Origin of the sequence: Blastococcus jejuensis (assembly GCF_039534705.1) — a bacterium.
Taxonomy (GTDB): Bacteria; Actinomycetota; Actinomycetes; order Mycobacteriales; family Geodermatophilaceae; genus Blastococcus_B; species Blastococcus_B jejuensis.
On sequence record NZ_BAAAVV010000001.1, the window covers coordinates 545,292 to 559,647 of the forward strand.

Sequence of the window (14,356 nt, forward strand, 5' to 3'; positions counted from 1 at the left end):
CCGGCGCGGAAGGGCTGTCGTCCACCCGCCGCAGGGAGGACGATCCGGCGGCATGGCGACCCCGCCCCCGGTGGCGACCTCGACGGGGACGGTCGCCCGCCCGGAACCTCCGGCGCTGCGCCGCGTCCACCGCCGCCGTCGCCCCTCGGGGGAGCCGCCGCCCCTCCCGCGACACCTCAACGCGTCGGGCAAGTGGTGGCTCGCGGCCTCCGGCGGGGTGGTGCTGGCCTGGATCGCCGTCGCGGTGACCGGGAGCACGTCGCTGTTCGACCTGGCCGACACACGGGTGCTGCAGGCGCTGGCGCAGCTGCGCTCCGAGCCGCTCACCCGTGTGGCGCTGGCCACGGGCGCGCTGGCGACCCCCATCGCGGTCTACGTGCTGTGGGTGACCAACTTCGTGATCCTGATCGTGCTCCGGCGGTGGCGGCACCTGTTCGTCTGGATCGGCGTCGCCCTCGTGGTGGTCAACTTCGGGGCCGCGATGCTCGCCACGTTGCAGCGCCCGCGGCCCTACGAGGTGGAGCTGCTCGGCCGCTGGGCCGGGTTCTCGATGCCGTCCCTGCCGGTGACCGTCCTCGCCGCGTTCCTGGTCAGCACCCTCTACTCCCTCGTGCCCGCCGGCCGGCCGCGCACGGTGGGCAAGTGGGTGATCTGCGCCCTGCTGGCCGTCACCGCCCTCTCCCGGCTCTACCTGGCGCAGGACCACCCCACCGGCATCGCCGCCGGGGTGATCCTCGGGGTCGCGGTGCCCCTGGCCGCGTTCCGGCTGCTCACGCCCAACGACGTCTACCCGGTGCGCTACCGCCGAGGGCGCACCGCCCACCTCGACGTCACGGGCGCCCGCGGGGACGCCATCGTCCGCGCCCTGCAGGACCAGCTCGGCCTGCTCGCCACCTCGGTGGCGCCGTTCAACCTCGCCGGGTCCGGCGGCTCCACGCCGCTGCGGATCGGGGTCAAGGCCGACGACGGCGAGCGCGAGAGCTGGGTGTTCGGCAAGCTCTACGCGGCCAACCACGTGCGCTCCGACCGCTGGTACAAGCTGGGCCGCACGCTCCTCTACGGCCGCCTGGAGGACGAGCAGCCGTTCCACAGCGTGCGCCGGCTGGTGCAGTACGAGGACTACGTCCTGCACCTGCTCGACGACGCGGGGCTGCCGGTCTCCCACCCGCTCGGCATCGTCGAAATCACCCCCGAGCGGGAGTACCTGCTCGTCACCGAGTTCATCGACGGCGCGCGCGAGATCGGGGAGGCCGACGTCGACGAGGCGGTCATCGACCAGGGGCTGTCGGTGGTCCGGCGGATGTGGGAGATCGGCATGGCCCACCGCGACATCAAGCCGGCCAACATCCTGGTCCGCGACGGCACGCTGTTCCTCATCGACACCGCGTTCGCCGAGGTGCGGCCCAGCCCCTGGCGGCAGGCGGTCGACCTGGCCAACATGATGCTGGTCCTCGCGCTGCGCACCGACGCCGAGCGGGTGTACCGCCGCGCCCGGCTGCAGTTCTCCGACGAGGAGATCGCCGAGGCCTTCGCCGCCACCCGCGGGCTGACCATGCCCTCCCAGCTGCGTCGGATGCTGCGCGAGAAGGGCCGCGGCCTGCACACGCAGTTCCTGTCGCTGCTGCCCTACCGCCTGCCGCCCGTGCGCATCCAGCTGTGGAGCTGGCGGCGGGTGGGACTGACGATCGCCACGCTGGTCGGCGCCCTGATCACCGCCCTCATCCTGGCCAACCTCCTGGGGCAACCCCTGTGAGGGCGGGCCCGGCCACGGCGCTCCTGGCCGTCGGTGTGCTCACCGGCTGCGCCGGCGGCTCGACGGCCGTCACCGACCCGCCCCTGTGCTCGGTGGGCGACGAGGGCGCCGGCCACGGCGTGATCCTGATGGCCCAGTCAGTGCCGACCGCGGAGTGGATCCCGTGCATCCGCGCCGCGCTCCCGCTGGGCTGGGACTTCCACCACCTGGACGCGCGCAACGGCAGCGCCCGCTTCTGGCTGGACTCCGACCGCGACGGACCGCAGGCGGTGGAGGTGCGGCTCCAGGCGTCGTGCGACACCGACGACACGACGGAGGTCCCCAGCGACCGGGAGGGCATGCGGCGCCTGGAGCGGGTCGACCGCGTGAGCCCGACCTACACCGGCGAGCGCTACTACGTGTTCGAGGGCGGCTGCCTCACCGTCGCCTTCTCCCTGGACGGCGACAGCGCCGGCGAGGCCCTCGCGGTGTCGTCGCAGGTGGTCGGCGTGGTCGCCCGCGCCGATCTCGCCGCGCAGGTGCGCGAGGAGAGCGGCGGCCGGCTCGACCTCGACCCGCCGGAGGGAGACCCATGACCGCCGTCACCCATCCGGCCGGAGCCGGTGCCGAGCCCGCCCGCACGCGGCGACCCCTCTGGCGGCGGCTGCTCGGCCCCTTGCTGTCGCTGGCGCTGATCGGCGCCGTCTTCTTCTGGTTCCTGCCGCAGTTCACCAGCGTGTCCGACGTCTGGGCCTCCGTCCGGGCGATGAGCTGGGTGGAGCTGACGCTGCTGCTGGCGGCCGCGGTGTGGAACCTGGCGACCTACCAGTTCGTGATGGTCGCGACCATGCCCGGCCTGACCCTGGGCCAGGCGACGGTCTCCACCGAGACGACGACGGCGGTGTCGAACACCGTGGTGGGCGGGGCGGCGATCTCGCTCGGGCTCACCTACGCGATGAACTCCTCGTGGGGCTTCTCCCGCTCGCGGACGTCGGTGATGCTGCTGGTCTCGGGCCTGTGGAACAACTTCGCGAAGCTCGGCCTGCCGGTGCTCGCGCTGGTCCTGCTGGCGTTCTCCGCCCCGCCGACCGCCGGCCGGCTACTGGCCGGCCTCGGCGGCGTCGCCGCCCTCGTCGTCTCCGTCGTGCTGCTCGGCCTGCTGCTGCGCAGCCGCGAGGCCGCGGCCCGGATCGGCACCGGTGCCGCCCGGGTCGCCTCCGCCCTGCGCCGCCCATTCCGGCGCGGCCCCGTGACCGGCTGGGACCGGGCGACGACGAAGTTCCGCGACCGCACCGTGCTGCTGCTGCGCGCCCGGTGGCACTGGATCACGCTCACCACGCTGCTCAGCCACCTGTCGCTGTTCCTCGTGCTCTTCCTCGCCCTGCGCTTCATCGGGGTGGGCGCCGACGAGGTGAGCCTGGCCGAGGCTCTCGCCGTGTTCGCGTTCGCCCGGCTGCTCACCGCGATCCCGTTCACGCCCGGCGGCCTGGGCGTCATCGAGCTGGCGCTGATCACCGGGCTGGCGGCCGCCGGCGGGCCGCGCGCGCTCGTCGCCGCCGCCGTCCTGACCTTCCGGGCGCTGACCTACGTGCTGCCGATCCCCGTCGGCCTGGCCACCTACGTCTTCTGGCAACGCAACCGCTCGTGGCGGCGGCCGCCGAACAGCGCCCCGCGGACCGAGCTGGTGCCCGAGAGCGCCTGACACGCGGCCCCGGCCTCATCGGCCTGCCCCGTTCCGGATCCTGTGGTTGAGTGGCTCAGGTCACAGCCGCGCCTCGGGGACGGCGCGCCGATCGCCCCCCGCGAGCTCGTGCGATCGGAGGACGCCGCGCATGGCCCGACCCGTGACCGAACCGCCGGACGACGCCACCGAGGCCGTGATGGGCCTGGACATGCTGCTCGTCGACGCGGCCCGCGGACCGCTGCGGCGGATGATCCCCCCGGCCGGGACCGCGCTCCGGTTCGGCTCGGCGCTGGCCCGGCAACCCGGCACGGTGGCGCGGCGGGCCGGCGAGTTGGCCCGCGAGCTGGCCGCCGTCGTCGCCGGCCGCTCCGAGCTGGCACCCGGCCGCAAGGACAAGCGCTTCGCCGACCCGGCCTGGACCGGCAACCCGCTGCTGCGCCGCGCCATGCAGGCGCACCTCGCCACCGCGCGCACCGCCTGGGAGCTGATCGAGGACGCCGACCTCGACTGGCAGGACGACGAGCGGATCCGCTTCACCGCGACGAACGTCGTGGACGCGCTGGCGCCGAGCAACCTGCCCGTGGTGAACCCGCTGTCGCTGAAGGCAGCGATCGACACCGGCGGGCGCAGCGCGGTCACGGGGATCACCCGGCTCATCCGCGACATCGCCACGCCGCCGCGGGTGCCGTCGATGGTCGAGCCGGACGCGTTCAGCGTCGGGGAGGACCTCGCGGCCACCCCGGGTGCGGTCGTCTTCCGGTCCGACGTCTTCGAGCTGATCCAGTACCGGCCGACCACCGACACGGTCCGCGCCGTCCCGCTGCTCATGGTCCCGCCGACGATCAACAAGTTCTACATCGCCGACCTCGCCCCCGGCCGGAGCATCGTCGAGCACTACCTGAACGCCGGGCAGCAGGTCTTCATGATGTCCTGGCGCAACCCCGACAAGCGGCACGCCGCCTGGGGCCTGGACACCTACGGGCAGGCCGTCCTCGACGCCATGGACGCCGTGGAGCAGGTCACCGGCCAGGAGCGGGTCGCCCTCCAGGCGTTCTGCTCCGGGGGCATCATCACCTCGATGGTCCTCGCGCACCTGGCCGACACCGGGCGGCAGGACCGGGTGACCGCCGCCAGCTTCGCCGTGACCGTCCTGGACTGGTCCCGGGCCGGCACGGTCTCGGCCCTGATGGACGAGGAGTCGGTCAAGGCCTCGACCGAGAAGTCGCGGAAGAAGGGCTACCTGGACGGCTCCCAGCTGTCGGCGATCTTCGCCTGGCTGCGCCCCAACGACCTGGTGTGGAACTACTGGGTCAACAACTACCTGCAGGGCAAGCCGCCGCCGAACTTCGACATCCTCTACTGGAACGCCGACGCCACCCGGATGAGCGCGGCGCTGCACCGGGACTTCATCGACATCGCGCTGGGCAACTCGCTGGTCGAACCGGGCAGGGCGACCATGCTCGGCAGCCCGGTCGACCTGTCGAAGGTCACCGTCGACTCCTACGTGACCGCCGGCATCGCCGACCACCTGTGCCCCTGGCAGGCCTGCTACCGCACCTCGCAGCTGCTCGGCGGGAAGATCCGGTTCATCCTCTCGACCAGCGGCCACATCGCGTCGCTGGTCAATCCCCCGGGCAACCCGAAGTCGACGTTCCAGGTGGCCGAGTCCACCCCGGACGACCCGAAGGACTGGATGGGCGACGCGGAGACCGTGCAGGGGTCCTGGTGGCCGGACTTCATGACCTGGCTCGGCGAGCGCTCGGGTGAGCAGGTCCCGGCGCCCACGACCCTCGGCGGCGGCCTCGACGTGCTGGCCGAGGCCCCCGGCACCTACGTGTATGACAAGTAGGGCCGCCGGACCCGAGTTCGTCCGGTCGGTGACGGCGGCCGGCCGGACGGTGCGGGTGGCGGTGCGGCCGGGCAGGGAGCCGTCCGTGCCGCCCCTGCTGCTGATGAACGGCATCGGCGCGAGCCTCGAGGTGCTGCAGCCGTTCGTCGACGCGCTGCACCCGCGCCGCACGGTCATCCGGTTCGACGTGCCGGGCGTGGGCGGCTCACCGCGACCGGTCGTGCCGTACAACCTGACGACGTTCGCCCCCGTCGTCGCCGGAGTGCTCCGACGGCTCGGGCACGACGAGCCGGTCGACGTCCTCGGCCTGTCCTGGGGCGGGGGGCTGGCCCAGCACTTCGCCGTCCAGCACCGCCGTCGGGTGCGCAGGCTCGTGCTGGCCGCCACCGGCACCGGGTCGCTCATGGTGCCCGCCCACCCGCGGACGCTGGCGAAGATGCTGACCCCCCGCCGTCACCGCGACCCCGACTACGCCCGTTCCATCGCGGGGGAGATCTACGGCGGCACCATGCGCAGCGAACCGGAGCGGGCCGCCCGGGCGCTGCACGCGCACACCCGCCTCGGCCCGCGGCGCGGCTACTACTACCAGCTGGCGGCGAGCACCGGCTGGAGCAGCCTGCCGTTCCTCAAGCTGATCCGGCAGCCGACGCTGGTGGTCGCCGGCGACGACGACCCGATCATCCCCGCGGTCAACGCGCGGATCATGACGCGGCTGCTGCCCGACGCGCGGCTGCACCTCTACCGGGGCGGGCACATCGCGCTGATCACCGAGGCGCACGAGCTGGCGCCGGTGATCGAGGACTTCCTGGACGGCTGACCGCCCCGCGCATCCTCCGACCGGGTGACATCGCGCCGTCGACGTCGCCACCGGTTTCAGCTTTCGCCGCGGCGCGCCGACTCAACTCCTACGAGCCGGCCTACCGAGCGAAGGAGGGACCGGACATGACGACGACCGACGCACCGTCCGGCACCCCCACGTCCCAGCGGATCTCCACGCGCCATCGCGTGCTGCTCCTGGTGATGCTGCTCGCCGCCGCGGGCGGAGCCCTGTTCCTGACCGTCGTCCGCCAGCTGCCGGCCCCCGAGACCCCGCTGGCCCTGCCCTGGGTGACCTGGGTGGTGGCGTTCGCCGCCACCGAGGTCTTCGTCGTGCACGTCCAGCTCCAGCGCGACTCGCACTCCTTCTCGCTCACCGACCTCGTGTTCGTGGCCGGGCTCTACCTGATCTCGCCGACCGCCCTGGTGGCCGCGCAGGTCGCCGGCGCCGGCCTGGCACTGGTGCTGCACCGCCGGCAGTTCGGCCTGAAGCTCTTCTTCAACCTGGCCCAGTACGCGCTGGCCGGGAGCCTCGCCGCCACGGTCTTCACCGCGCTCGGCCAGGACCTGGCCGGCCAGTGGAGCTGGGTGGCGGCGCTGGCCGCGGTCGCCGTCTCCAACGTGATCGGCTGCCTGTGCATCTTCGGCGTGATGCGCCTGTCCGGCGCTCCGCTGAGCGTCCGCGAGCTCCCCGGGATGGTCGGGCTGGCGCTGCCGTTCGCCCTGGGCGTCGCGGCGGTCGGCCTGCTGGCCGGCGACATCGCGGCCCACAGCCCCGCCTCGCTGGGGCTGCTGGCGCTGCCGTCGGTCCTGCTCATCGCCGCCTACCGGGCATACACCCGGGCTCGGGAGCAGCAGAACAACCTGCGGCTGCTGCACGAGGTCACCTCGCTGCTCTACAACAGCGACGACGCCCAGACCGCGCTCACCGACTTCCTGACCGCCGTCCGCGGCGCCTTCCGCGCCGCCTCGGCCGAGCTGGTGCTCTTCGGCGAGGGCGACGCCGTCCCGACCCTGAGCCGCAGCCGCGAGGGCGAGAAGCCGGTGGCCCTGCGCGCGCTCGATCACCGTGAGGACGCCGACCGGCTGGTCACTGCGGCCGAGGAGACCGGGGTGCCGACCACCCGCACCGGCGCGGCCGGTGCCGTGGAGCTGGAGCGCTACACGAATCGTCACGGACTCAAGGACGCGATGGTCTCGGTGCTGTCCACCGAAGGCCGCGTGCAGGGTCTGCTGCTGGTGTCGGGCCGGCTCGGCGACGTCGGCACCTTCGCCGGGAGCGATCTCGCGCTGCTGGAGACGTTCGCCCGGCACGTGGCCACCTCGCTCGACCGTGGCCGGCTCGAGACCGACCTCCGCCGGGTCATCGAGCTCCAGGAGGAGCTGCGGCACGCCGCGATGCACGACCCGCTCACCGAGCTGCCCAACCGGACGCTGTTCCTCGACCGCACCGAGAACGGGCTCAACCTGGCCGCCCGCAACGGTCAGTGGCCGGCGGTGCTCTACCTCGACCTCGACGGCTTCAAGCCGGTCAACGACACCCACGGCCACCAGGCCGGCGACCTGCTCCTGAAGGTGTTCGCCCAGCGGCTGCACGAGGCCGTGCGCACCGCCGACACCGCCGCCCGGCTGGGTGGTGACGAGTTCGCCGTGCTCCTGCACGGGGCCATCGACGAGGACGGTGTCGAGCGCGTGCTCGATCGCATCCGCGCCCAGCTGGACCTGCCGATCGAGCTCGGCGGCGGTCGCTCGGCGAAGGTCGGCGCGAGCATCGGCGTCTCCTTCGGCGGCACCGACACCGACATCGACACCCTGATCCGCCGGGCCGACCTGGCGATGTACACCGCCAAGCGCCGTGGGCGCGGCACCACGGTGTACTACGACCCCGCGCTCGAGACCGACACGGAGCCGGCGGAACCGCCGACGACGGCCGCACGCTGAGGCGCCGGCACACCGGACACGCACGACGAGGGGGAGGCCGGCCGGCCTCCCCCTCGTCGGGTCAGGTCACTGGAGCAGCGAGAGGACGCCCTGCGAGGCCTGGTTGGCCTGCGCGAGCATCGCGGTACCGGCCTGGGACAGGATCTGGTTCCGGGTGAACTGGACCATCTCCTGCGCCATGTCGGCGTCGCGGATGCGGCTTTCCGAGGCGGTGAGGTTCTCCACCGCGACGTTGAGGTTGTTGATCGTGTGGTCGAACCGGTTCTGGATGGCGCCCAGGTCGGCGCGCTGGGTGGACACCGTCTTGATGGCGTCGTCCAGGTCGTCGATGGCGTCCGACGCCCCGCTGGCGGCGGAGAAGGTCGGGGTGGCGGCGGCCAGCTGCTGCACCGTCGGGGTGCCGGCGGCCGAGCCCTCCGGAGCACCGGCGGCCTCGGTGTAGCCGGAGACGGCGTCGTTGACCTGGAAGACCACGGTGGTGGCCGTCGCGGTGAACGGGTCGGTGGTCAGGCCCAGCGCCGACTTGGCGGCCGTGTTCAGCGCGGTGAGCGCCTGCGCGGCCGTCGGGGCGGTGCTGGAGTCGTTGTCACCGTCGGCGTTGGAGTAGTCCACGGTGCCGAGGTCGAAGGACTTGCCACCGAAGCTGATGGTGCCCGACAGGCCCTCGAAGACGGCCAGGTCCGCCGTCGGGTCGCCGCTGACGGCGGTGAAGGTCAGCTCGGCGTTGGCGCCGTCGGCGGCCGCGAGGGTGGAGACCTTGCCGGCCGCCGCGGCGGCGGCGTTGGTGTAGACACCGGCGGCGGTGACGTCGACACCGTCGACGCCCAGACCGGCCGAGCCCATCGCGGTGCCGATGTCGATGCCGATGGTCTCCCCGGCGTTGGCGCCCACCTGGAAGACGGCGTTGAAGGTGCCGTCGAGCAGCTTCTTGCCGTTGAAGGTGGTGGTGCTGGCGATCCGGTCCAGCTCCGACTTCAGCTGCACGATCTCGGACTGCAGGTTGCCCTTGGCGTCGTCGTTGAGGCCGCCGGAGTTGGAGGCCTGCACCGCCAGGTCGCGCATGCGCTGGAGGATGCTGTGCGTCTCGGTCAGCGCACCTTCCGCGGTCTGCACGACCGAGATGCCGTCCTGGCTGTTGCGGGCGGCGACCTTCAGGCCACCGATCTGCGAGCGCAGGCCCTCGGAGATGGCCAGCCCGGCGGCGTCGTCGGCGGCGCGGTTGATGCGGAAACCGGAGGAGAGCTTCTCCAGCGACTTGGTCATCTGGCCGTCGGTGACGGACAGGTTGCGGTACGCGTTGAGCGCCGCGATGTTGTTGTTGACGCGCAGACCCATTGTGTTCCTCCATGGACAAGGTCCGAAGACCCGTGCCGCGTCCGTGCGGCCGGGAGTCGTGCTGTGCCCGTGGTTACGGCGTCGCAGCCGCCCACTTGAGGCGAAGGGACCCGTGTGACGAATGAGTCGGACGAGGTGCGAAGACCCCCTCGTCGCCGCCCGTCAGGAGGCCCAGCGCACGACGTGACCGCCGGCAGCACCGAAGGTGTCGACCGCGAAGCCGTGCAGCCGCAGGACGTCGGCCAGCGCACGGTTCATCACCTGCTGCACCACGTCGTCAGCCACTGCCCCGTGGACCTGCTCGACGCTCATCCGGTCGTGCCCGCGCCAGGAGACGACGACGCCGTGCAGGCCGGGCGCCGGGGTGAGGCAGGCACCGCCGGTCACGCCGGCGGAGTCGTGCAGCGGCAGACCGGCCTCCAGGAGGACGGCGCCGAGCTCGACGACCAGCGTGATCGCCGGGTCGTCCTCGGGCAGTCCCTCGTCCCAGCCGACGGGCAGCCGCTCGAGCTGCCGGCCGAGCTCGGCCAGCCAGGCCCGCTCCTGCGACGACGGGCGGCGGTCCAGGCCGCCGTCGTTGCGCCGCGTCCCGTGCACCGGGCGGACCTCGCCGGCCGCATCCGCGTACGCGCCGGCCGCCCAACCGGCCTCGGCGCGGTCCGGGAACGGACCCGCCACGACCCGGCCGGGACCGTCGCCGTCGTCGTCGACCAACCACCAACCCGAGTGGATCGATCCTTCGATCACTGCCTCGTTGCTGGACATGCCAAAACCGCCGCTCACCGATCACCATCCTTGGTTCGGGCCGACGCTGGGGAAGAGGCGCCGGCCACCGCGCGTCCGGGAACGGGGAGCGCGCGGTGCCAGAAAGGTAGGCGGCGGCACCTCCGCGACACGCGTCAGGGGAGCGCCAGGGACACCGCGTGTCCTGATCGTTGCGGAGCGGTCGCGAACGGACGGTGACCTGCCGCGCCACGCGACCACATGTCGACAGGATCGCGCTCCGGCGAGCGTGGAAGGTGACGAACGCGGCTCGGTGACCCCGTTTGCAGGGCGTGTCGGGCGGTCCTCGCGGCTACTCCTGGCGGAGGTCGGTGACCAGGCAGCCGGCGGACCAGCCGAAGGGCTCGATCTCGAAGCCCATCCGCTCCAGGAGATCGGCGACCGCCGCGTTCATCGCACGCTGCACCGCCGCGTCCATGGCCGCACCGCGCACCTGACCGGCGCTCATCCGGTCGTGCTGGTGCCAGCTGACGACGACCCCGGCGTCGTGCGGGCCAGGGGTCAGGCACACCCCGCCGGCCGCGCCGTCGCCCGCGCAGTCGTGCAGCGACAGGCCGGCCTCGACCAGCGCCGCGGCGATCTCGACGACGAGCGTGGTCAGGGCGTCGTCGTCGGTCAGCAGGTCGTCCCACTCCGTGGGGAGCCGGTCCAGCTGCTCGCCGAGCTCGCCGAGCCAGGCCCGCTCCTCGGGCGGCTGGCGCCGGACCAGCCCGCCATCGGCGCGCTGCACGCCGTGGACCGCACGCACGGAGGCATCCAGGCCACCGGACAGCGCCGCCCACTCCGCGTCGATCGAGTCGGGGAACGGGCCCGCGATGACGCGGTCACCGGACTCCTCGGCCTCGTCGACCAGCCACCACGCCGGCTCCGCCGCGGGCTCGGCGAGCCGCCGCCCCGCGGGGTGGTTGCCGATGCCGGCGGCCGACTGCTCGGACCGGGTCTTCTGCATCGTCGTCTGCTGTGCCGTCTGCTGCTGGTCCGTCGGCGGCTGGGTCGTGTGGTGCGCCGTCTGCTGCCCCGTCGCCGCGGTCGGGTTCTCCGCCACGGCGGCCGGGACGGCCGCCTGCCTCCGCTGGGCCTGGACACCGTTGCGCTCGAACTCGTACCGGGACGTCGAGCTCGCGCCCAGCACGATGATGACCCCGGCCAGGAAGAAGAAGCCGAGCACCGCCAGGGTCGGCCAGAACATCACGTCGCCCCCGTCACCAGGCACGTCGGGACCCCTCCGGTCCGGCACCCCACGCGCTTGCCCGCTGCAGCCAGTGCTGCGTCCACGCCCGCAGCCCCGGCCCTGCGTGCTCCCGGGGCGACTCGTCGCGAGGTTCGTCGTGAGGTTCGTCGTGGGGTTCGTCCTCGTGGCCGAACAGTTCGAGCAGCGCCGCGAGACTCATCTCGCCGTCCTCCTCGACCGGGGGGACGGCGGAGGGGCGAGTGGCCAGGGCGGAAGGCGCGTTCACGAGCAGACTCCTCGGGCTGTGCGTCGCGGCCGGGGAAGGGCCGCTGACGAGCCGAAAAGTAGGCCTGCCCGGCCGCGCGCGACGCCCCGTGCCGACGGTCTGCGCGGCCCGTCACGGAATCGTTGCCGGTGTCGCGGATGACCCCTCCCCCGGAGGGCGTCATGTCGACAGACACGCCGGGATTCGCGCGGAAAACGCCCTCAGGAGCCTCGGTGACCTCGTCCGCCCCACGCGACACGGCATGTCGCGGGCTCCTGGGGCCGTGGAATGCCGGGGCGGTCAGCGACCGACGTACGCGGCGAGGTGCCGTCCGGTCAGCGTGGAGCGGCCGGCGACGAGGTCGGCGGGTGCGCCCTCGAAGACGACCCGCCCGCCGTCGTGGCCGGCGCCGGGGCCGAGGTCGATGATCCAGTCGGCGTGCGCCATGACCGCCTGGTGGTGCTCGATGACCAGCACCGACTTGCCGGAGTCGACCAGCCGGTCGAGCAGGCCGAGCAGGTTCTCCACGTCGGCGAGGTGCAGGCCGGTGGTCGGCTCGTCGAGGACGTAGACGTCACCCTTCTCGGCCATCTGGGCGGCCAGCTTCAGCCGCTGCCGCTCGCCGCCCGACAGCGTCGTGAGCGGCTGCCCGAGCGTGAGGTAGCCGAGCCCGACGTCGGAGAGCCGGTCGAGGATCGTGTGGGCGGCCGGCGTCCTCGCCTCGCCGTCGGCGAAGAACTCCTCGGCCTCGGACACCGGCATCGCGAGCACCTCGGCGATGTTGCGGCCGCCGAACGTGTACTCCAGGACCGACGCCTGGAAGCGCCTGCCCTCGCACTCCTCGCAGGGCGACTCGACGGTGGCCATGACGCCCAGCTCGGTGTAGATGACCCCGGCGCCGTTGCAGGTGGGGCAGGCGCCCTCGGAGTTGGAGCTGAACAGGGCCGGCTTGACGCCGTTGGCCTTGGCGAACGCCTTGCGGATGGGCTCGAGCAGGCCGGTGTAGGTCGCCGGGTTGCTCCGCCGCGAGCCGCGGATCGCCCCCTGGTCGACCACCACCACGCCGTCCCGGGCCGCGACCGAGCCGTGGATCAGGGAGCTCTTCCCCGACCCGGCGACGCCGGTGAGCACCACGAGCACCCCGAGCGGGATGTCGACGTCGACGTCCCGGAGGTTGTTGGTGTTCGCGCCCCGGACCTCCATCGCTCCCGAGGAGCTGCGCACCGAGGACTTCAGCGACACGCGGTGGTCGAGGTGCCGGCCGGTGAGCGTGCCGCTGGTGCGCAGCCCGTCGACGGTGCCCTCGAACACCACCTCACCGCCTGCCGTACCGGCGAGCGGGCCGAGGTCGACGACGTGGTCGGCGATCGCGATGGTCTCGGGCTTGTGCTCGACGACGAGCACCGTGTTGCCCTTGTCGCGCAGCTGCAGCAGCAGGTTGTTCATCCGCTCGATGTCGTGCGGGTGCAGGCCGATCGTGGGCTCGTCGAAGACGTAGGTGACGTCGGTGAGCGACGAGCCCAGGTGGCGGATCATCTTGGTGCGCTGCGCCTCGCCACCGGACAGCGTCCCGGCCGGCCGGTCGAGCGAGAGGTAGCCCAGGCCGATCTCGGCGAACGAGTCGAGCAGGTGCTGCAGCCCGGCGAGCAACGGGCCCACCGACGGCTCGTCGAGCGCGCGGACCCAGCCGGCGAGGTCGCTGATCTGCATCTCGCAGAGATCGGCGATGTTCTTGCCCGCGATCCTCGACCCCAGGGCCTCCTTGGTGAGCCGGGTGCCGCCGCACTCGGTGCAGGTCGTGAAGGTCACCACGCGCTCGACGAAGCGCCGGACGTGCGGCTGCAGCGCGTCGACGTCCTTGGAGAGCATCGACTTCTGGACCTTCGGGATCACGCCCTCGTAGGTCAGGTTGATGCCCTCGACCTTGATCTTGGTCGGCTCCTTGTAGAGGAGGTCGTGCATCTCCTTCTTCGTGAACTTGCCGATCGGCTTGTCCAGGTCGAGGCCGACGCCCTGGAACAGGCGGCCGTACCACCCGTCCATGCTGTAGCCGGGCACCATCAGGCCGCCCTCGTTCAGCGACTTCGACTCGTCGTACATGGCCGTGAGGTCGAAGTCGTTGAGCGAGCCCATGCCCTCGCAGCGCGGGCACATGCCCCCGAGGTAGACCGCGTCGCGCACCACGGCCTTGTCGACCCGGCCGCCGGCTTTCTCCGTGCTCATCACCCCGCTCGCCTTGCGCGTCGGGACGTTGAAGGAGAACGCCGTGGGAGGACCGATGTACGGCTGCCCGAGCCGGCTGAACAGGATGCGCAGCATCGCGTTCGCGTCGGTGGCGGTGCCCACGGTGGAGCGCGGGTTGGCGCCCATCCGCTCCTGGTCGACGAGGATCGCCGTCGTCAGCCCCTCGAGGCGGTCGACCTCGGGCCGCGCCAGGGTCGGCATGAAGCCCTGCAGGAACGCGCTGTAGGTCTCGTTGATCAGCCGCTGCGATTCCGCCGCGATCGTGTCGAAGACCAGGGAACTCTTGCCCGACCCGGAGACGCCGGTGAACACGGTGAGACGACGCTTCGGGATCTCGACGCTGACGTCCTTGAGGTTGTTCACGCGCGCGCCGTACACGCGGATCAGGTCGTGGCGGTCGGCGCGGTGCAGCGCCTCCGACGGGGCGTCCGCCCGCGTGGACATGCTCATCGTGTCTCTCCCTCTGCCCGGTCGGCCCTCATCGATCCTGCAGCAGGCCGAGGACATTTCCGACTGTGTCGGCGACGGTGGCCATG

The 14,356-nt window shown here is 72.5% G+C and carries 11 protein-coding genes; 6 read left to right on the forward strand and 5 right to left on the reverse strand.

The annotated features are described in order from the left end of the window. Positions 1 to 52: 52 nt before the first annotated feature. The 6 genes from ABD644_RS02650 to ABD644_RS02675 all read left to right on the forward strand — a co-directional run bounded on the left by ABD644_RS02650 (position 53) and on the right by ABD644_RS02675 (position 8,022). On the forward strand, positions 53 to 1,753 hold the full coding sequence (locus ABD644_RS02650) for a phosphatase PAP2 family protein (protein WP_344686951.1): 1,701 nt from the start codon (positions 53 to 55) through the stop codon (positions 1,751 to 1,753). Next, positions 1,750 to 2,328 (forward strand): hypothetical protein, encoded by a 579-nt coding sequence (locus ABD644_RS02655; protein WP_344686952.1) that lies wholly within the window; start codon positions 1,750 to 1,752, stop codon positions 2,326 to 2,328. The genes ABD644_RS02650 and ABD644_RS02655 overlap by 4 nt, the downstream gene beginning before the upstream one ends. Continuing rightward, positions 2,325 to 3,434, forward strand: a complete 1,110-nt coding sequence (locus ABD644_RS02660; protein ID WP_344686954.1) for a lysylphosphatidylglycerol synthase transmembrane domain-containing protein — start codon at positions 2,325 to 2,327, stop codon at positions 3,432 to 3,434. Before ABD644_RS02655 ends, ABD644_RS02660 begins: the two co-directional genes overlap by 4 nt. 130 nt (positions 3,435 to 3,564) lie before the next feature. Further along, entirely contained in the window at positions 3,565 to 5,265 is a 1,701-nt protein-coding gene (locus tag ABD644_RS02665) for a PHA/PHB synthase family protein (RefSeq protein WP_344686955.1), read from the forward strand. After that, positions 5,255 to 6,082: a poly(3-hydroxyalkanoate) depolymerase gene (phaZ, locus tag ABD644_RS02670; protein ID WP_344686956.1), complete on the forward strand. Its 828-nt coding sequence runs from the start codon at positions 5,255 to 5,257 to the stop codon at positions 6,080 to 6,082. Before ABD644_RS02665 ends, phaZ begins: the two co-directional genes overlap by 11 nt. A gap of 125 nt (positions 6,083 to 6,207) precedes the next feature. Then, positions 6,208 to 8,022, forward strand: coding sequence for a diguanylate cyclase (locus tag ABD644_RS02675; protein WP_344686958.1), 1,815 nt, complete (start codon positions 6,208 to 6,210; stop codon positions 8,020 to 8,022). Positions 8,023 to 8,088: 66 nt separating this feature from the next. Here ABD644_RS02675 and ABD644_RS02680 read toward each other — a convergent pair whose 3' ends face one another. The 5 genes from ABD644_RS02680 to ABD644_RS02700 form a co-directional block, all read right to left on the reverse strand. Further along, entirely contained in the window at positions 8,089 to 9,357 is a 1,269-nt protein-coding gene (locus tag ABD644_RS02680; RefSeq protein ID WP_344686959.1) for a flagellin N-terminal helical domain-containing protein, read from the reverse strand. 162 nt (positions 9,358 to 9,519) lie between these two features. Beyond that, positions 9,520 to 10,122, reverse strand: coding sequence for a hypothetical protein (locus tag ABD644_RS02685; RefSeq protein WP_344686960.1), 603 nt, complete (start codon positions 10,120 to 10,122; stop codon positions 9,520 to 9,522). A 310-nt stretch (positions 10,123 to 10,432) separates the two neighbouring features. Continuing rightward, the gene (locus ABD644_RS02690) at positions 10,433 to 11,353 is read right to left on the reverse strand and encodes a hypothetical protein (protein WP_344686962.1); all 921 of its coding nucleotides are present in this window, start codon (positions 11,351 to 11,353) and stop codon (positions 10,433 to 10,435) included. Next, positions 11,343 to 11,597 (reverse strand): hypothetical protein, encoded by a 255-nt coding sequence (locus ABD644_RS02695; protein WP_344686963.1) that lies wholly within the window; start codon positions 11,595 to 11,597, stop codon positions 11,343 to 11,345. Before ABD644_RS02695 ends, ABD644_RS02690 begins: the two co-directional genes overlap by 11 nt. Positions 11,598 to 11,876: 279 nt before the next feature. Then, complete coding sequence (locus tag ABD644_RS02700; RefSeq protein WP_344686964.1) at positions 11,877 to 14,270, reverse strand: ATP-binding cassette domain-containing protein; 2,394 nt, start codon at positions 14,268 to 14,270, stop codon at positions 11,877 to 11,879. Between the last annotated feature and the right edge of the window lie 86 nt (positions 14,271 to 14,356).